We start from the raw sequence: 18,007 nt of genomic DNA, 5'->3' as shown, positions 1-18,007 counted from the left end.
AGAATGGCCTTCCACAATCTATCGAAAGGCAGGCGCGTGACGGTGACGACGAACGGCGGCACCCGCGAGCATCGGTTCGTGTGCGCGCTCTGCGGCGACGCCGACCGAGCCCTCCGGTACGACTGCGCCCGCTGCGGCGGACCCGTCCTCGTCGACGCGGCGGCCGTGACGGCCGGCGATCTCGGCCCCGCCGGCCTGGGCGCCCGCGGGCCTTGGCGATTCCCCGCGCTCCTGCCCCGTACCGAGACACGGGTCTCGCTCGGCGAAGGCGACACGCCGCTCGTGCCGCTGTCGTTCGTCCGCGCCGGGCCCCGGCCGGTCTTCGCCAAGCTCGAGTCCCTCAATCCGTCGCTGTCGTTCAAAGATCGCGCGATGGCGGTCGGCGCCTCCGCGGCCGTCGACCGCGGCCTGCACGGCCTCGTGGTCGCCTCGACGGGGAACGCGGCCGTCTCCGCGGCCACCTACGCTGCGGCGGCCGGGTTGTCGTGCACGGTCCTCGTGGGCTCCGAGTCGCAGGCGGCGAAGAAGCTGGATGCGTGCCGCGCCCTCGGCGCCGAGGTCCAGGAGATCCCGGGCGATTACAGCGCCGCGTACGCCCGAGCCCGGGCCCTCGAGGGCGAGGGCTGGATGAACGTGTCGACGACCTACCGGAATCCTCTGCTCGCCGAAGGCTACCGATCCATCGCGTTCGAGCTCATCGAACAGCTGGGTCGCGCGCCGAGTGCCGTGATCGTGCCGATCGGCGCGGGTCCGCTGCTCCGCGGGATCGAACGCGGATTCGCCGACGCCGTGGCGGTCGGCCGCGCACCCCGGCCAGCGGCGCTCGTGGGCGTGCAGGCTGCTCGCGTCGCGCCCATCCACGCGGCGTGGGTACGCCGACACGGCTCGCCGGGCGCTGGTGGCGGGGCGACCCCGGCAGCGGGCGGCCCCACGCTCGCGACGGCGATCGCCGATCGGCTCACCGGCTACGAGTCCCACGGCGACCTCACCGTCGCCGCGGTGGAACGCACCGGTGGCGCGGTCGTGGCCGTGGACGAGGAGTCCATCGTCGAGGCGACCCGCCGACTCGCGGCATCCGGTATCTGGGTGGAGCCCTCCGCGGCCACGGCGCTCGCCGCGGTCGGCAGCGGCGCGGCCGCGATTCCAGGCGTACACGGGGCGGATGCCTCGGGCGGACTCGACGACGACGGACCCGTCGTCCTGATGCTCACGGGCCACGGCGCCAAGGCGCCGGCCCTGCCGGCCGCATGATGCCCGTGGGGTCGAGCCCGGTGAGGTCGTCATGAACCGGGCGCCGTCACCCGCGATTGATGTCGGTGCGCACCTCGTACCGGTCGAATCGGTAGCGCGAACGCACGTACTGCATGGGGCGGCCCAGGTTGTCGAAGAACGTGTCCACGATCTCGAGCGCCGGGTACCCCCGGGGCAACTGCAGCAGCTCGCTCTCCCGGTTCGACGCGAGCACGGCGCGCACGACGCGCTCGGTCGACACGGGCGTGGTGCCGTGCTCGGCGAGGCGCTCGTGGATCGAGCCGGACAGATCGGTGCCGAGCAGTGCAGGCGCGAGCTGGGGCGGGAACACGCTCATCTCGTGACACATCGGCTCATTGTCGGCGTACCGCAGCCGTTCGACCAGCACCGCGGACTCCCCCGGTCTGAGGTCGAGCATGCCGATGGTCTCCACGTCCGGCGTGATGGTCTCGGCGCGCATGACCCGCGAGCTCGGTGTGAAGCCGCGCTGGCGCATGTCCTGCGTGAACGACGTGAGCGTGGGGCCCATCGAGATCGTCGGCCGGCTCACATAGCTGCCGCTGCCCGGCGACTTCTTCACCCAGCCCTCGGTGACGAGCCGCCCGAGCGAATGACGCACCGTCATCACGCTGACCCCGAACTCCTCCGCGAGCGCGCGCTCGGGGGCGAGCTTGGCGCCGATCGGCAGGCTCGAACAGCGGCTGCGAAGCGCTTCGAGGATCTCCAGGTACTTGGGTTGGACCATTCAGCGCCCCATCGTCGGTCGGTGTCGTCTCCGGCAATTGTTCAGGAAACGTGGAAGTGTGCGAAACACGTTTGTTATGTAGCACAGCCTATATTGCTCTAGAGCGGTTCGTGCTATGGTCGCTCCAGCGTTGCCCAGGCGGAGCCGAAAAGCTCCCGCCCCCGCGCCATTCTCACCGTCGAGTGGCGTCCCCATCAACCAGAAAGTTGTGAGATGCGATCTAAAGCAATTACGGCTGTGGCACTCGGAGCGGCGGCGATGCTCGCCCTCACCGCGTGTTCAGGCGGCACCGGAGAGTCGGACAGCGGCGGAGACCAGGAGCTCGTGCTCTGGCACATGGAGGGCACGCCCAACCGCGTGGCCGCCTTCGAGTCGCTGGCCGAGAAGTACAACGAGACCGACCCCGAGTACCCCGTCACCGTCCAGGTGCAGGACTGGGACCAGGTGTACACGAAGATCGCCGGCGCGGCGCAGTCGGGCAAGCAGCCCGACATCCTGTTCGCGATCCCCGACTTCGCCACGTACGTGCGCAACCTCGGCCTCGGACAGCCCGTGACCGACGTCGTCGACACGCTCGACAGCGACTACGGGCTGATCGACGCCGCCAAGGCGCCGTACCAGGACGATGACGAGTACTGGGCCGTCCCGCTCTACGGCATGGTGCAGATGCTCTGGTACCGCGAGGACAAGCTCGCTGCGGCCGGCATCGAGGCGCCCACCACCTGGAGCGAGCTCGTCGCCGCGGCGGAGGCGCTCACCACCGACGGCACCAGCGGCATCGCGCTGCCCGCCGGGAAAAACCTCGCCACCGACCAGGTGCTCTACAGCCTGATGATCACGGGCGGCGCCGCCAACTTCTTCACGGAGGACGGCCAGGTCGACATCGACACGCCCGAGACGGTCGCGGCCTTCGAGGTCTACAAGGAGCTGCTGCAGTTCTCCCCCACCGACTCCGCGAACTACGCGTGGGGAGAGCCGCAGGCCGCGCTGAACAGCGGCGCGGCGGCCATGGCCATCGAGAAGGGCCAGTACCTGGCCCCGTTCGCCGAGGAGTCCGGACTGGACCCGTCGCAGCTCGGCTGCGCACCCATCCCGGTCGCCGACGACGGTGGTCAGCCCGGCAGCATCTACTACTCCAACGGCGCCATGGTGCTGAGCGACGACGAGGCGAAGCAGGCGGGCGCCGGCGAGTTCCTCGAGTGGCTCCTCGAGCCCGAGAACTACGGCGACTTCCTGAACGCCGAGCCGGGCCTCTTCCTCCCCGTCACGAGCGATGGTGCCGAGCTCGAGCAGTGGCGCTCCAACGAGGTCCTGACGACCTACGCCGAGTGCGTGGACGCCATGCTGGAGCAGTCGGAGACCGGCGAGCTGTTCGGCTTCGTCGACGGCCAGTACATCGACACCATCGGCGAGATCTCGGGCCAGAACTTCCTGGCGCAGGCCGTGCAGCAGATGTACGTCAACGGCATGACGGCCGAAGAGGCGGCAGCCTGGGCCCAGGAGCAGATGCAGGCGGCGATCGACTGACGATGACCAGCTCGGTAACGAGCCGTCCGGCGGCGCTGGCGGAGACCCGTCAGCGCCGCCCCTCGTCGGCTCCCGCTCCAAAGATGCGGCAGAGCTCGGGTGAACGCATCCTGGGCTACGCGCTCATCGCTCCGATCGTCATCATCATGGCGCTCGTCATCGCGTTCCCACTCGTCAACGCGGTGATCACGAGCTTCCAGGATCAGCGAACCATCGGCAGCCCCTCCGACTTCGTCGGGTTCGACACCTATGCCAAGGTGCTGGGCGACGGCGCCTTCTGGGAGGCGCTCGGCCGATCGGGCATCTGGCTCGCCGTCAACATGATCGTGCAGACGATCCTCGCGTTCTCGACGGCGTTGCTGCTGCAGCGCAGCAGCCGCTGGTCGCGCGCCGCGCGGACGTGGATCGTGTTGCCGTGGGTCATCCCCACGGTCGCCGTGGCGGTCGTCTGGCAGTGGATGCTCAACAGCAACTACGGCATCGTCACGCAACTGTTCCGCGGCATCGGGATCGACCTCGGCTCGCCGTTCGGCGACTCCGGCGTCGCACTCATCGCCGTGATCCTCGTCAACAGCTGGCACTGGTTCCCGCTGAGCGCGGTCGTGATCTACGGTGCGCTGGCCACGGTGCCCGGCGAGGTGCTCGAGGCCGCCAAGATGGACGGCGCCGGAGCATGGCGGACGTTCTGGGCCGTGACATTCCCGCTCCTGCAGCCCGTGCTCTTCGCCCTCGCGCTCGTGGGCTCGCTGTGGTCGTTCAATGTGCTCGACACCATCTACCTGATCACGGGCGGCGGACCCGTCGGATCCACGACGACCATGCCCGTGTACGTGTACGACACCGCGTTCAGCGCCTTCCGTTCCAGCCAGGCGGCGGCGGCGAGCGTGCTCACCGTGATCGTGCTCGGCATCGCGGCGCTGCTCTTCGTGCGCTTCGCCCGTCCGAAGGAGGACTCGTGACCGGCCTCACCGCGTCCCGCCGATCGGGACGGACGCTTCAGCACCGGCTCGGCGCCGTGCCCCGCGTCGTGGCATGGATCGTGCTCACGGTCATCGTGCTCGGCCCGCTCTACTGGATCGCCATCTCGGCCTTCAAGGGTCGAGAGGAGATCATCCGGTCGACGCCCACGTTCTGGCCCGAGACGTTCACGCTCTCGAACTTCGAGCAGCTGTTCATGTCGACCGAGTACCCGGTCTTCCTCACGAACAGCATCATCGTCGCGGTGGCGACGACCGTGGTCACCGTGATCGTCTCGCTCGCCGCCGCGTATGGCCTGTACCGGCTCAAAGTGCCGGGGAGCGGAAAGATCGCCGGGATCGTGCTGCTCTCGTACATGATCCCGGGAACGCTGCTGATCGTGCCGCTGTACCGCACGCTCGCGGGTCTCGAGCTCATCGACACCCATGCCGGGATCGTGCTCGTGAACGTCGCGTTCACGGCGCCGTTCTGCACGTGGCTGCTTCGCGGCTTCATCTTCGCCGTACCCCGGGACATGGACGAGGCCGCCGCGATCGACGGTGCGGGCCCCACCCGCACGATGCTGCAGATCGTGCTTCCGCTGCTGCTGCCCGGCATCGCGACCGTGGCGGTGTACTCGTTCGTGTTCTCGTGGACGGAGTTCGTGTTCGCCTCGCAGTTCATCGTGAGCGACGCGCTGCAGACCCTGCCGATCGGGCTCAGCGCGATCATCGGCCAGTACACGGTCAACTGGGGCCTCGTGATGGCCGGAACCCTGTTCACCCTCCTGCCGACGGTCGTGTTGTTCCTCTTCGTGGGGCGCTACTTCGTCGGTGGCCTGATCGCGGGAGCGACCAAATGACCGACATCGCGACCGGGCTCATGCAGCCGACGCGCAGCTACCTCGACACGACGGAAGAGCTGTTGCATGCCGCGATCGAGCAGGCGGCGGCACCCCTGGAGGTCGCCGGCCGGATCGTGGCCGACTGCTTCGACCGCGACGGCATGCTCTACGTGTTCGGCAGCGGCCACTCGCACGTGTTCGCCGAGGAGGCGTTCTACCGTGCGGGTGGAGCGGCCAGGGTGTGCCCGATCCTGAAACCCGAGCACATGCTGCACGAGGGCGCCAAGCGCAGCACGGAACTGGAGCGGCAGACCGGCCTCGCCGCCGGCCTGCTCGAGCCGTACGCCATCGACCCGGCCGCCGACGTGCTGCTCGTCGTCTCGAACTCCGGCGCGAACGCCCTGCCCGTCGAGGTCGCCGAGACGGCCAAGGCCCGGGGCATCACCGTGATCGCGATCACGTCGGTCGCCTATGCGAACGCGTCGACGAGCCCGGGCGGCCGTCTGCACCAGGTCGCCGACGTGGTGCTCGACAACCTGTGCCCACCCGGTGACGCGCTCGTCGTGCTCGATGGCGACCTGCCCCGTGTCGGCCCGGCGTCGAGCGTCGTGGGGCTCGCGCTCCTGAACGCGCTGATCGTCGAGGCCCTGGCCAGGCAGACCTCGCGCGGGCACCGCCCCGACATCTATCTGAGCGCGGGCATGCCGGGTGCCCGCGAGCACAACGCACGCATGGCCGAACGCTTCGGCCGCAGGAACCCGCACATCTGACCGTCCCGCCGACGCGCCGCGCAGCCGGCCGCCGGCATCCGCACCACCGACACACGTAAGGACACACCTATGAAACTGAGCTTCGAAGTCTGGCCGAACATGCCGTGGGGGCGCCTCGAGGCGGCCGGACCGGCCTGGAACTCGTGGGGCGACCTGCCGTCGGCCGAGACCGCGACGAAGGTGGCGGAGTACGGCTACGACGCGGTGGACTTCCTGCTCGGCCACCTGATGAACGGCCCGGCGAGCGAGTACGAGGCGAACCTGGCCGCGACCAAGGCGGCCGCGGACGCCGCAGGCATCGAGATCGGATACGTCGCGAACCACACGACGTTCGTGAGCCCGCGCGAGTACGACCGTGAGCGCGGCATCGAGAGCTTCAAGAAGGCGCTCGACGCGGCGAAGGCGCTCGGCGCGAAGTCGGCCTGCACCCTGCTCGGCGACGGGTTCTACGACCCGCCCCTCAACGTGCTCATGTCGCGCAAGGAGGCCTGGCGCCAGGCGCGCGAGGCGATCACCGAGGTGTGCGACTACGCGTCGAAGCTGGACCTGAACGTGAGCATCGAGCTGCTGCAGGGCACGATCCTGAACAAGGTCGAGCTCGTCGAGCGGATGTTCGACGAGATCGGCGCCTCGAACCTCCGCATGACGATGGACACCGGCGCGTTCTACGTCGCGGTGAAGCCGTTCATGAGCGTGCCCGAGGGCATCAAGCGGCTGGCACAGTACATCGACATCGTGCAGATCAAGGACGAGGTCGGTCTCCCGACGATCGTGAACACCAACCACATCTGGTTCGGCGGCGGCCTCGTCGACTTCCGCGAGACGTTCGACGCGCTGACCGAGATCGACTTCGACGGGTACGTCAGCGTCGAGTGGGAGGGCTGGCAGGTCGGCGGCAACATCGGCGTCGGCGAGCCCGCGGGCATCGGCCTGGCGAACTTCGACCGGGTCGCCGAGGAGTCGCTCGAGTTCCTCCGTGAGTACGGGTTCACGACCGCGAAAGAGCGTGCGTGACCGACCCGCACGATCCGGTGCTCGTCGGCATCGACGTGGGCACGACGGGGGTCAAGGTCATCGGCCTCGACCCCCGTTCCGGCGCCGTCGTGGCCGCCGCGGCGCTCGAGTACCCGACCGACACCGATGCCGACGGTGCGCACGCGCAGCGGCCACACCTCTGGTGGGACGCCGTGGTCGCATGCACGAGGTCGGTCATCGACGCCGTGCCGGGCCGGCCGGTCGCGGGCGTCGGCCTGTCCGGGCACATGCACTCCCTGCTCCTCGTCGACGCCGACGACCAACCGGTACTGCCGGCGATGACATGGGCCGACCGCCGGGCCGCGGCGGACACCGCGCGGCTCGCGACGGATCCGCGGTTCCGGCAGACGGGCGGGAACGAGGTCGTGGGCGCGTTCACCGCGCCGAAGCTCGCCTGGGCCGTCCGCACACACCCGAATGCGGTGGCGCGGGCGAGCCGCTTGGTGCTCGTCAAGGATTTCGTGGGGCACCTGCTGACGGGCGAGTGGGCGACCGACGAGACCGATGCGCTCGGCACGCTGCTCTACGACTTCCGTCACGGCCGGTGGAGCCCCGAACTGTTCGAGGCGGTCGGCGCATCGCCGCGGCTCGGCCAGCGGGTCCTCCGCTCGACCGCGATGCGGGGTGTGGTGCAGGCGACGGCGTCGAATGCGACCGGCCTGCCGATCGGCACCCCGGTGGTCGCGGGCGCCGGCGACGTCTCCGCGTCGGTCGTCGGCGCCGGCGTCGTGGACCGCCGTCGCATGGTCCTCAACGTGGGGACGGCCGCGCAGGTCATGGGTGTCGGTCAGACGGCCGACCCGGGGCCGGGCTTCCTGTTCGGCTCGGCCACCGGCGACGGGTTCGTCACGATGGCCTCGCTCTACGCGGCCGGCGCCAGTGTACGGTGGGCCGAACGGAGCGTGCTCGGCGGACGCGACATCAACGAGGCGGCCGCGGCCGCGAAGGTCGGCTCGGCCGGGCTGACCTACCTGCCGTTCATGTTCGGATCGACCGTCCCCCGCAAGAACGACGCGGTGCGTGCGGCGTTCCTCGGTCAGACCGAGCAGCACGGAGCTCCCGAGCTCGCGGCTGCGGTCCTCGAGGGCATCGCGTTCGCGTGCGCCGACGCGATCGATGCGGTCGCCGAGGTGACCGGGCAGCCCGAGGCCGTGCATCTCGTCGGCGGGGTCACCAGGTCGGCGATCTGGCGGCAGGCCCTCGCAAGCGTCGTCGACGCGCGGCTCGAACTGGTTCCCGATGGCGGCTCCGCACTCGGCGCCGCGGTGCTCGCCGGACTCGGCACCGGGGTCTACGGCTCAGCGGCCGATGCCGCGGCCGCCATCTCGACGGTCACCGTTCCCCGTCCCGGGACGGACGTCGTCAACCGCACTCGGCAGGCGCGCGAGCGGTACCGCGCCTGGTGCGAACGCCTCCTCTGACGCCGCCGGTCACCCGTCGCTCTTCCCCGGCTCCCGTGACTCGCGCAGGAGTTCGTGCGCTTGCAGGCCCGCCCGCCCGAACACGTCCAGCTGCGCGGGGTTGTACAGCTCGACCATCGACTCGATGAATGTGCGCGCCGTCACCTCGGGGCTCTTCGACAGATGCGAGGCCGGGTCGACCAGCCATGGATAATCGTGCATGTGCTGCGCGAGCGTCGGGGCGAGTCGATCGGCGAGGAGCTGTCTGGTCCGGTCGTCGGCGTCGGCGGGCAGACGGTCGATCTCGCCTGACAGGTCGTCGCCCTTGGCAGCCTCGACCATCTTGCGCACGTCGTCCAGCGCGTCCTCGTCGTACAGCTGTGCGGTGATGTGGATGATCGAACGATCGGCCTCCGAGAGCCCCGTTGCGACGGACGCGAACCCCGCCGGCGAGTCGGCCGGCGCACGCTCGCGCAGGACCGCACCGATGTCGGCTCGGGCGCGCTGCAACCGTCGAATGGTCGCGTCGAGCTCGGCATCCAGCTCGCGCAGCAGCTCCGGGTCGCTCTCCCCGGACGCCCGGACGTCGCCGATCTGCGAGAGCGGGACGCCCAGGTCGGCGAGTCGGCGGATCCGCAGCAGGCAGACGAGGTCCTGGACCCCGTACTGCTTGTACCCGTTGTAGCGGCGCTCGGGTTCATCGAGCAGCCCGAGCCGGTGGTAGTGCCGGATCGTGTTCACCGTCGTGCCCGCCAGCTCGGCGAGCTCACGCGTACTCCACGCCATATCGCCACATCATCCCACGTCGCCGCGCCCGAGGGGGCTCACCATCCGAGCAGGCTTACGACGCCGAGCGCCGCGGCCGCGACCAACCCGGTCCAGAGCACGATGGCCACGACCTGCCAGAGGATGACCCAGCCCTTCGCCACTCCGGATGCGACGAAGAACGCGGCCGTCAGCTGCGTCGGCAGGACCCACGGCGCGAGGATGCTCGCGCCGGGCACCCCGAACTTCACCAGCATGCCGCGAAGCCGCTTGCGGCCCTTGGCGCGACGCGTCGAGGTGGCGCCGTCGGCCTCCTCCGAGGCATCGGTGCCGGCCGAGACATCGGTACCGGCCGAGGCATCCGCTCCAGACGAGGCATCCGCAACCGAGGATGCATAGGAGGTGTCGCCCGACGTGCCGGAGCCGGTGCCGGCACCGGCGGGCGCGAGCGCCTTCGACCTGGCGCGGCGCGCGACCACCGACTGGCGGACGCGCGCGCTCAAGAACACCACCAGGACGACCGAGAGGATGTTTCCGGCGGCGCCGGCGACCGCCGCGACCACGGGGTTGATTCCGACGAGGATGCCGAGGGCCGCGGAGCCCTCGCCCTCGACGTACGGAATCGCCCCGAGGCCAGCGACGATCAGCGGCTGGAGAAACTCGGGGAGCTGGTCCACGGCGTTCTGCAGACCCTCATACGGACTGGACATGTGCGTCACCTTTCCGGTGTCTCGCGCGACGCGGGCGTCCGCCTGGTCGCGATACACGTCGAGTGAAAACCATGTGGTCACCACAGGGTCAAGCGGTGGATGCCGGACTTGACCCTGTGGTGGGAACACGGTGTGTGATGGATCGGACCATCGACCGAGGTGGACCTCAGCCTGCGACCGGAAGGACCGAACCATGACCCAGACACCCGAAGCATCACCGACGCCTGAGGAATCACGCGACGACCGCCCGGAGCTCGCGGCGCACGATCACGGCGCACCGACCCTCGCCGAGGATCTCATGCTGGCGCTGTTCCAGCCGGGATCCGGCACGATCGCCGGCGAGAACACGCTGTTCTACGTGCTCGGCGGTGCGGTGGTCACCGAGTTGGCGCTGGGCGAGCACGTGCGGGCCGACGACGACGGCGCCGGCGGCCCGCGTGTCGGAGCGGTCGTCGGGCATCCGCCATCGGACCCGTTGCTCAGGTCTGCATGGGACTACGTCGCGGAGAAGCCGCGCAGCGTGCAGACGGTGCTCGCGGCCATCGGGCCGCGCCTGCGCGAGCCCGTGCTCGACCGGCTCGTCGAGCGCGGAGAGATCCGTCGTGAGCATGGCAAAGCGCTCGGTCTGTTCCCCACGACGTCGCTCACCGAAGGCGACACCGGGCGGCGTGCCGAGCTGGTCGCGAGCGTACGCGAGGTCCTCGTCGACGGTGCGGAACCGACGCCGCGGGTGGCCGCGCTCACCGCGCTCATCTCGGGAAGCGGGACGCTCCCCCAGTTCCATCGCGAGATCCCGTGGAGCTCACCGGTGATCGCCCGCGCGAAGGAACTCGAGCAGGGCAACTGGGGCGCCGCCGGCGCCGCCGAGGCGGTCACCCGCACGATGACCGCGATCATCGTCAACAACGTGATCATCGCGGCGGCCGTACTGCCACGGAACGGCTGACGGGCTCCGCGCGCGATCTGGACCGGCGACGCCAGCTGTGCCACGGTGGAGACTCACCGGATCGAAGGAGCCAGCTCCGCCGGACGACGCCCTGCTGCACGCGTTCCTCGACGGCGACGAGGCATCCGCCCTCGCCCGCGCCGCTGAGCTGGCCGCAGCTGGGCCGGAGCACGCGAACCTCATCTACGGGACGTCCAAGCGGGCGCTCGCCCGCTGGGTCCGGCGGCACGCTGCCACGCCCGAGTGGGCCGGAGCGGGCATCGCGCTGAACGGCATCGCTCCCGGAGTCGTCAACACGCCGATGACGGCCGATCTGACCGCGACCGAGGACGCGAAGGCCGCCCTCCTCGAGCAGGTGCCCATGCCGCTCAACGGGTTTGTGGAACCGCAGGAGATCGCGCAGCTGCTGCTCTGGCTCTCCGGCGAAGAGATGGCGCACCTCTGCGGGCAGATCATCTTCATCGACGGCGGCTCCGATGCCGTGATCCGGGGCGACTCGACCTGGTGAGGCGTCGGCGGCCGGGCTGCTTCGCGGTCCCGACCACGGCTGGACCTGCGCGACGCGCGTCGCAGCACGGTCGGTGATCAGATCGTCGTCGAGGCACGAACGGTGATCGACGGCTCGAACGTCAGCCGCTGGCTCTCGCCTGGCTCGTCCAGGATGAGCTGCGCGGCAGTGGCGCCCATTCGGACCGTCGGCTGCGTGATCACGGAGAGCGACGGCGAGAGGTACTCGGCCCACGCGAAATCGTCCAGGCCGAGCATCGCGACCTCGCCCGGGACGTCCAGACCGGTCGCGGTGAGCGCCTCGTAGGCGCGGAAGGTCGCGATCCCCGTCGTCGCGAAGACCGCGTTCACGACGCCTTCGGCGAAGCCGGCGCGGAGGCGATCCCGCAGCTCCTCACTCGGGCGGTCGAGCGACGACAGCTTGAAGATGTGCTCGGGGCCGACCTCGACGCCCGCCTCCCGCGCGGCGGAGACGAGACCCGCCGTCCTGTCGCGGACCGTCCCGAGATCGCGCGCCTGCTGCACGATCAGGATGCTGGTGCGATCGACGGACGCAAGGTGTTCCCACGCGAGCCGTCCGGCCGCGCGATCGTCCAGGCGGACGCTGTGCATCCGCGGGTGGTCGATGGTCGGGTTCCTCGTCATGAAGACGCACTCGGTGCCGGCCAGCGCCATCGCGTGGAAGATGTCCTCGTTCTCGTTGGCGACCGTCGTGACCACCCCGCGGACGCGATGCGAGTCCATCAGCGAGAGCAGACGGCGCTCCGTCGTGACATCGCGGTTTCCCGCCGCAAGATACGGCAGCGCGCCGGCTTCGTTCGCGACCCCCGACACGCCGTCGATGAGGTCGATGTAGTAGGGGTTCCGCATGTCGGCCAGCAGCACACCGATGGTGTTCGAGCGTCCGGCGAACACGGCCCGCGTGAGTTCGCTCGGTCGATAGTTGAGCTCGTTCACGGCGGCCGTGACACGGAGGCGCGTGCTTTCGCTGACGGGCGAGCCGCCGGAGAGCACTCGCGACACCGTGGCGGTCGACACCCCGGCGAGTTTGGCGACACCGGCGATGGTGGCGCGTCGCGACGGCGTCGACGTCATGTTGGTCCCCTCGATCTCACCCGCGAAAGCCCGGTGGGCTTCCGTGTCCGTTCTACCTCACGCATCACCCTCGAACCGTGTCGGCGCGAGTTGCGACTGGATAACGCGTTCATGCGTCTCGGCGTCGGCACTTGCGCAATGTAACTAGTTACATCATACTCGACGTCAGCGACTCGGCCGAACTCCCCGCCGCGATCGCGTGACGACCCGGCCCGACAGTGAGGACTTCGTGTGAACGTGGCGCAGCCCCCGACGACCGACCATGGTGCATCCGCCGTACGACCGCTGCTCGCGGTCCGCGACCTGTCCGTCAGCTTCGGTCGTGGTGATGGCCAGGTCGACGCCGTGAGGGCCGTGTCCTTCGACGTTCCGTCAGGGAGCACGGTCGGCGTGGTCGGCGAGAGCGGCTCCGGCAAGTCCGTCACGTCCCTCGCACTCACCCGCCTGTTTCCGAAGTCCGCGGACGTGACCATTCGCGGAACCATCCAGTTCCAGGACCAGAACCTCGCGACACGCTCCGCCCAGCAGCTGCGGAAGATCCGAGGCGCCGGCATCTCGTACGTGTTCCAGGATCCGCTGAGCTCTCTGAACCCCGTGCGCCGCTGCGGGGACCAGGTCGCAGAGGCGATCCGCATCCACGAGCCGCACGTCGACGGCCGGAAGGTCGCCGATCGCGTGGTCGCACTGTTCGAGCGGCTCGGCCTGCCGCGCGCACGGCAGGTCGCGCAGCAGTATCCGCACGAGCTGTCGGGCGGAATGCGGCAGCGGGTGATGATCGCCATGGCGCTCGCCTGCCGCCCGGCGCTGCTCATCGCCGACGAGCCCACCACCGCCCTCGACGTCGTCGTCCAACAACAGATCGTCGCACTGCTGCGTGAGATCGTCGACGAGTTCGACACCTCCATCCTGTTCATCAGCCACGACCTCGCGCTCGTGTCGAGCGTCGCAGAACACGTCGTCGTCATGCATGACGGCCGGATCGTCGAACAGGGGCCCACCTCCGACGTGTCGATGCGACCGCGCGAGGCCTACACACGAAGGCTGTGGCGCGCGACACCCACGCTCGACGGCCCGCTCCGCCCACCACTCGAATCCCGGCCGCACGGCATCAGATCCCTCGGCAACCTGCTCGAGGTGAAGGCGATCAGCCATTCGTTCGGGAAGGCACGCAGAGGGCATCCCACTCCGCTCGCGCTGGACGAGGTCAGCCTCTCAGCGCGAACCGGGGAGACGGTCTGCGTCGTCGGAGAGTCGGGAAGCGGCAAATCGACCCTCGCCCGAAGCGTCGTCGGGCTCATCTCCCCCGAACAGGGACAGATCGTCTTCAACGGGCAGCAGCTCATCGGCGGTACGCGGAAGGCCTGGCATGGGGTGCGGCAGGACATCCAGATGGTCTTCCAAGACCCCTACGCGTCCCTCAATCCACGCATGCGCGTCGCCGATCTCATCACCGAAGGTCTGCTCATCACCAAGCGGGTCAGGTCTCGAGCACAGGCCAAGACCCGCGCGGTCGAACTGCTGGAGATGGTCGGGCTGCACGCCCGCCACGCCGACCGCTATCCCCACCAGTTCTCAGGCGGCCAGCGGCAGCGCATCGCCATCGCCAGGGCCCTGGCGCTGCGACCGAAGCTGCTCGTCTGCGACGAACCGGTCACCTCGCTGGATGTCTCGGTGCGCGCGCAGATCGTGAAGCTGCTGATCGACCTCCAGGACCAGGAGGGCATGACCTACCTCTTCATCACCCACGACATCGCCCTGGCGCGCCAGATCGGCGATCGTGTCGTCGTGATGCACGGAGGCAAGGTCGTCGAGTCCGGACCGACGGCGACGGTCATCGACCATCCGACCGACGACTACACCCGCGCGCTCCGCGCCGCGGTTCCCGACCTCCCGGCACACGGACCCGAGCACACAGCCGACACGCTGGCGCGGTGACGACCACAAGCCGCCCGCCCAGTGCACCCATCCATTCCGACCAGCAAGAGGAGCACCGAGTTGAACACACGACACAGATGGCTCGCCGCCGCGAGCCTCGCCGCACTCACCCTCGGCACCGCTGCGTGCTCGGCAAGCCCGACCGACACCGGGACGTCCGACGCGGCCGGGTGCGGATCCGGCGAGCCGATCACGGTCAACCTCGCCTGGCCCACGCAGCCGACGACGCTCGACCCCAACGCCGAGACGCTCGTGATGTTCGCGCAGATCAGCCGAAACATGTTCGACGGCCTGTTCAAGCTGGACGACGAGATGCAGGTGCAGCCGAACCTCGCGGAGGGGTACGAGCAGGTCGACGACCTGACCTATGACCTCACGCTGCGGGAGGACGTGACGTTCCACGACGGATCCGCGTTCACCGCGGCCGACGTGATCTCCACCTTCGACCGCATCTCCAACGATGACGAGCTCGCGTCGAAACAACGAAGCTACGTCGCCAATGTCGCGTCCGTCGAAGAGCTCGACGAGCACCGGGTGCGCTTCACCCTGACGCAGCCCGACGCGTCGTTCGTCAAAGTGCTCGCCACTCTCATCTACATCACGCCAGGCGGCGTGATCGCCGAGGCCGGAGGCACGGAGTTCGGCCGGAGCCCCGTCGGCACGGGCCCGTTCAAGCTCGACTCGTGGAACGAGGGCGACAGTGTCGTCCTGGCCGCCAACTGTGACTACCACGGCGACGAACCGATCCCGAGCGAGGTCGAGTTCCGCTTCATCTCCGAGCCCGCCACGCAGATCAGCTCGTTGCAGAGCGGTGAGATCGACATCGCCACCGCCGTGACGTCCGACCTCGCCGCGTCGCTCGAGTCCAGCGCCGACGTCGAGGTGCGATCGGTCGAGGGAAACCAGACCAACTGGATCTCGATGAACACGAAAGAAGGTCCCTTCGCGGACGAGCGGGTCAGGCAGGCGATGAACTACGCCGTCGACAAGCACGCGATCACGGAGCAGCTCCTCGGCGGGTATGGCACGCCGGCCGGCCAGCTCTATGCGTCGAGCGTCTTCGGGTTCAGCCCGAACGTCGAGGCGTACCCGTACGACCCGGACCAGGCGAAGGCGCTGCTCGAGGAGGCCGGCTACGGCGAGGGCGAGGTGCAGGTCGAGTTCGTGAACTTCCGCGAGGAACTGAACCCCGTGTGGCAAGCGGTCGCCGCCAACCTCGGCGACGCCGGGTTCGACGTGACCACGAGCTTCGACCCGAACTACTTCACCGACGTGTGGCAGGTCGGAAACCAGGCGCCGAACCAGATCGCGATCCGCGCCAACAACAACCTCACGATGGACGCCGACTTCGCCCTTGGACTCGAGCTCGACGGCGAGCGCCGTGGCCTGTACTTCAGCACGCCCGAGACCGACGCGGCGATCGCGGCCGCGCGAGGCCAGTCTGATCCCAGCGCCCGGCAGGCCCTGTACGACGCGCTGAACGCGGACCTCAACGAGACGGCACCGGTGCTGTTCCTCTACAGCACCGACCTGATCTACGGGGCCAGCGATCGCGTCGACTGGCAGCCGCGCGCGGACGGCGCCATCTATCTCGCCGACGTCACCAAGACGCGGTAACCCCTCCCGTGGCCGCGGTGAACTCACCCGCGGCCACGGGACCACCACAGAACGAAAGGACGATGGTGGCTCGTCGCCTGTTCAACCGGCTCCTGCACAGCATCCTCGTGGTCCTCGGCATCTCCGCGATCACCTTCTTACTGGTGTATCTCGCCGGCGACCCAGCCGTCCTCATCGCCGGCGAGGACGCAACTCCGGCGGAAGTCGAGGCCGTCCGCGAGGCGAACGGCTACAACCGGCCGATCTTCGTCCAGTACTTCGACTGGCTCTGGCACGCCGTCCAGGGTGACCTGGGCACGTCGTACCGCAGCGGGCGCCCCGCCCTCGAGCTGATCCTCGGCGCACTCCCCCGCACGCTGCTGCTCATCGCCACCGCACTGGTCCTGGCCTCGATCATCGGGATCGTGATCGGGGTCCTCGCCGCGGTGTACCGCGGAAGCACCTTCGACCGGTTCGTCATCGCGGGTTCGGTGTTCGTCCAGTCCCTTCCGACCTTCTGGCTCGGAATCGTCTTGATCCTCGTGTTCAGCGCGACGCTGCGCCTCTTGCCCACGTCGGGATTCCGCGGACCCGAATACCTGATCCTGCCGGCGGTCGCGCTCGCCGTGTTCCAGGTCGGCACCTTCTCGAGGATCGTCCGATCAGCCATGATCGAGGTCCTCGACTCCGACTTCGTGCGCACGGCCCGAGCCAAGGGCGCGTCATCGCGGTCCATCGTGTTCGGCCATGCGCTGCGCAATGCCGCACTCCCGATCATCACCGTCATCGGCCTCGAGCTCGGCGGGCTCTTCGGCGGCGCGATCGTCACCGAGACCGTCTTCGGGTGGCCCGGCATCAGCGCACTCGCGCTCTCGGCGATCCAGTCCCGTGACATGGCCGTCGTCCAGGCGTTCGTCCTCGTCGTCGGCGTGCTGGTCGTGATCACCAACCTCGTGATCGACGTCGTCTATGCCCGACTCGATCCCCGAACCCGAGTGGGGGCACGCTGATGTCGCAACTTCCCATGCTGGAATCCCCGACCGACCCTCCCACCGCCGCCATCCCGATCGCGAGGAGGCGCATCAGCTGGCGGCTCATCCTCCCCGCGGTGCTGCTCGCCCTCATCGTCGCGGCGGCGGTGTTCGCTCCGCTGATCGCCCCCTACGCGCCGAACGCACAAGACCTGTCCGCACGTCTGTTGCCCCCGTTCTGGCAGTCAGGCGGCACGGGGGCACACCTGCTCGGCACCGACGACCTCGGACGAGACATCCTGACCCGTATCCTCTACGGTGCGCAGGTCTCGCTGAGCGTCGGCGCCATCGCCGTCGTGTGTCGCCTCGTCGTCGGCGTGCTGATCGGGCTCATCGCCGGGTACTACGCCGGCCCGATCCGCACCTTCTTCATGCGGCTCGGCGACGTGCAGCTCGCCCTGCCCTCGCTGGTCCTGGCGATCGGGATCATCGCCGCGCTCGGTCCGAGCCTGGCCAACGTGATCCTCGTGCTGGCGATCGCGGGCTGGGTGCTCTACGCACGTCTCGTCGTCAGCGAGGTCATGGTCGTCCGGCAGCAGGAGTACGTCGCCAGTGCGCGGCTCCTCGGTGCATCGCACCTTCGGATCATGCTGCGCCACGTCCTGCCGAACATCATGCCGACGGTCATCGTCTTCGCCAGCCTCGACTTCGGCATGATGATGCTGACGGAGGGCTCGCTGTCCTTCCTCGGGCTCGGCGTCCAGCCGCCACAGCCGTCGTGGGGCGGAATGGCCGCCGAAGGACGTGCGCTCATCGGCACGGCCTGGTGGATCGCCACGCTGCCGGGCGCCGCGCTCGTCATCACCGTCGCGCTCGTCAACGTCCTCGGCGAGCAGCTGCGTGACCGTCTCGATCCGCGACTCGACACCAGCAGAACCAACTGAGGCCGCAGC

The 18,007-nt window shown here is 69.1% G+C and carries 17 protein-coding genes; 13 read left to right on the top strand and 4 right to left on the bottom strand.

Annotation, left to right across the window (positions count from 1 at the left end; genetic code table 11):
• The first annotated feature begins 36 nt into the window (after window positions 1-36).
• Entirely contained in the window at window positions 37-1,251 is a 1,215-nt protein-coding gene (locus QU602_RS09375) for a threonine synthase (protein ID WP_308800022.1), read from the top strand.
• Between the two features lie 46 nt (window positions 1,252-1,297).
• On the opposite strand, the gene QU602_RS09370 is transcribed toward QU602_RS09375, so the two are convergent.
• Window positions 1,298-1,996: a GntR family transcriptional regulator gene (locus QU602_RS09370; protein ID WP_308800021.1), complete on the bottom strand. Its 699-nt coding sequence runs from the start codon at window positions 1,994-1,996 to the stop codon at window positions 1,298-1,300.
• Between the two features lie 237 nt (window positions 1,997-2,233).
• Between QU602_RS09370 and QU602_RS09365 the strand changes: the two genes are divergently transcribed.
• From QU602_RS09365 to QU602_RS09340, 6 genes are all read left to right on the top strand, one after another.
• Window positions 2,234-3,523, top strand: a complete 1,290-nt coding sequence (locus QU602_RS09365) for an ABC transporter substrate-binding protein (protein WP_308800020.1) — start codon at window positions 2,234-2,236, stop codon at window positions 3,521-3,523.
• Between the two features lie 83 nt (window positions 3,524-3,606).
• The gene (locus QU602_RS09360; protein WP_308800019.1) at window positions 3,607-4,482 is read left to right on the top strand and encodes a carbohydrate ABC transporter permease; all 876 of its coding nucleotides are present in this window, start codon (window positions 3,607-3,609) and stop codon (window positions 4,480-4,482) included.
• Window positions 4,479-5,342 (top strand): carbohydrate ABC transporter permease, encoded by an 864-nt coding sequence (locus QU602_RS09355; protein WP_308800018.1) that lies wholly within the window; start codon window positions 4,479-4,481, stop codon window positions 5,340-5,342. The genes QU602_RS09360 and QU602_RS09355 overlap by 4 nt, the downstream gene beginning before the upstream one ends.
• The gene (locus QU602_RS09350) at window positions 5,339-6,094 is read left to right on the top strand and encodes an SIS domain-containing protein (protein WP_308800017.1); all 756 of its coding nucleotides are present in this window, start codon (window positions 5,339-5,341) and stop codon (window positions 6,092-6,094) included. Before QU602_RS09355 ends, QU602_RS09350 begins: the two co-directional genes overlap by 4 nt.
• 69 nt (window positions 6,095-6,163) lie before the next feature.
• The gene (locus tag QU602_RS09345; protein ID WP_308800016.1) at window positions 6,164-7,108 is read left to right on the top strand and encodes a sugar phosphate isomerase/epimerase family protein; all 945 of its coding nucleotides are present in this window, start codon (window positions 6,164-6,166) and stop codon (window positions 7,106-7,108) included.
• Window positions 7,105-8,550, top strand: coding sequence for an FGGY family carbohydrate kinase (locus QU602_RS09340; RefSeq protein WP_308800015.1), 1,446 nt, complete (start codon window positions 7,105-7,107; stop codon window positions 8,548-8,550). Before QU602_RS09345 ends, QU602_RS09340 begins: the two co-directional genes overlap by 4 nt.
• Window positions 8,551-8,559: 9 nt before the next feature.
• Here QU602_RS09340 and QU602_RS09335 read toward each other — a convergent pair whose 3' ends face one another.
• Both QU602_RS09335 and QU602_RS09330 read right to left on the bottom strand, forming a co-directional pair.
• Window positions 8,560-9,315 (bottom strand): MerR family transcriptional regulator, encoded by a 756-nt coding sequence (locus QU602_RS09335; protein WP_308800014.1) that lies wholly within the window; start codon window positions 9,313-9,315, stop codon window positions 8,560-8,562.
• A gap of 38 nt (window positions 9,316-9,353) precedes the next feature.
• Window positions 9,354-10,004, bottom strand: a complete 651-nt coding sequence (locus tag QU602_RS09330) for a small multidrug efflux protein (protein WP_308800013.1) — start codon at window positions 10,002-10,004, stop codon at window positions 9,354-9,356.
• 193 nt (window positions 10,005-10,197) lie between these two features.
• On the opposite strand from QU602_RS09330, the gene QU602_RS09325 reads away from it, so the two are divergent.
• Together QU602_RS09325 and QU602_RS09320 are read left to right on the top strand one after the other, a co-directional pair.
• A complete protein-coding gene (locus tag QU602_RS09325; RefSeq protein ID WP_308800012.1) occupies window positions 10,198-10,950 on the top strand; it encodes a GOLPH3/VPS74 family protein in 753 nt (250 codons plus the stop codon).
• Window positions 10,951-10,987: 37 nt separating this feature from the next.
• Entirely contained in the window at window positions 10,988-11,458 is a 471-nt protein-coding gene (locus QU602_RS09320) for an SDR family oxidoreductase (RefSeq protein WP_308800011.1), read from the top strand.
• Between the two features lie 77 nt (window positions 11,459-11,535).
• Here QU602_RS09320 and QU602_RS09315 read toward each other — a convergent pair whose 3' ends face one another.
• Window positions 11,536-12,552, bottom strand: a complete 1,017-nt coding sequence (locus QU602_RS09315) for a LacI family DNA-binding transcriptional regulator (protein ID WP_308800010.1) — start codon at window positions 12,550-12,552, stop codon at window positions 11,536-11,538.
• Between the two features lie 237 nt (window positions 12,553-12,789).
• On the opposite strand from QU602_RS09315, the gene QU602_RS09310 reads away from it, so the two are divergent.
• From QU602_RS09310 to QU602_RS09295, 4 genes are all read left to right on the top strand, one after another.
• On the top strand, window positions 12,790-14,487 hold the full coding sequence (locus QU602_RS09310) for an ABC transporter ATP-binding protein (RefSeq protein WP_308800009.1): 1,698 nt from the start codon (window positions 12,790-12,792) through the stop codon (window positions 14,485-14,487).
• 60 nt (window positions 14,488-14,547) lie between these two features.
• A complete protein-coding gene (locus QU602_RS09305) occupies window positions 14,548-16,104 on the top strand; it encodes an ABC transporter substrate-binding protein (RefSeq protein ID WP_308800008.1) in 1,557 nt (518 codons plus the stop codon).
• 62 nt (window positions 16,105-16,166) lie between these two features.
• A complete protein-coding gene (locus QU602_RS09300; protein WP_308800006.1) occupies window positions 16,167-17,093 on the top strand; it encodes an ABC transporter permease in 927 nt (308 codons plus the stop codon).
• Window positions 17,094-17,107: 14 nt separating this feature from the next.
• Window positions 17,108-17,998 (top strand): ABC transporter permease, encoded by an 891-nt coding sequence (locus QU602_RS09295; protein WP_308800005.1) that lies wholly within the window; start codon window positions 17,108-17,110, stop codon window positions 17,996-17,998.
• Window positions 17,999-18,007 lie beyond the last annotated feature (9 nt).

Source organism: Agromyces protaetiae (assembly GCF_030866785.1).
Lineage (GTDB): Bacteria > Actinomycetota > Actinomycetes > Actinomycetales > Microbacteriaceae > Agromyces > Agromyces silvae.
The sequence above is the reverse complement of the archived record's forward strand: the minus strand, read 5'-3'. Positions and strand labels throughout refer to the sequence as shown.

Excerpts from the sequence above, each read along its gene's own strand:
- QU602_RS09370 (WP_308800021.1), bottom strand. The coding sequence starts at position 1,996 with ATGGTCCAACCCAAGTACCTGGAGATCCTCGAAGCGCTTCGCAGCCGC.
- QU602_RS09360 (WP_308800019.1), top strand. The coding sequence starts at position 3,607 with ATGCGGCAGAGCTCGGGTGAACGCATCCTGGGCTACGCGCTCATCGCT.
- QU602_RS09350 (WP_308800017.1), top strand. The coding sequence starts at position 5,339 with ATGACCGACATCGCGACCGGGCTCATGCAGCCGACGCGCAGCTACCTC.
- QU602_RS09345 (WP_308800016.1), top strand. The coding sequence starts at position 6,164 with ATGAAACTGAGCTTCGAAGTCTGGCCGAACATGCCGTGGGGGCGCCTC.
- QU602_RS09335 (WP_308800014.1), bottom strand. The coding sequence starts at position 9,315 with ATGGCGTGGAGTACGCGTGAGCTCGCCGAGCTGGCGGGCACGACGGTG.
- QU602_RS09330 (WP_308800013.1), bottom strand. The coding sequence starts at position 10,004 with ATGTCCAGTCCGTATGAGGGTCTGCAGAACGCCGTGGACCAGCTCCCC.
- QU602_RS09325 (WP_308800012.1), top strand. The coding sequence starts at position 10,198 with ATGACCCAGACACCCGAAGCATCACCGACGCCTGAGGAATCACGCGAC.
- QU602_RS09315 (WP_308800010.1), bottom strand. The coding sequence starts at position 12,552 with ATGACGTCGACGCCGTCGCGACGCGCCACCATCGCCGGTGTCGCCAAA.
- QU602_RS09300 (WP_308800006.1), top strand. The coding sequence starts at position 16,167 with ATGGTGGCTCGTCGCCTGTTCAACCGGCTCCTGCACAGCATCCTCGTG.
- QU602_RS09295 (WP_308800005.1), top strand. The coding sequence starts at position 17,108 with ATGCTGGAATCCCCGACCGACCCTCCCACCGCCGCCATCCCGATCGCG.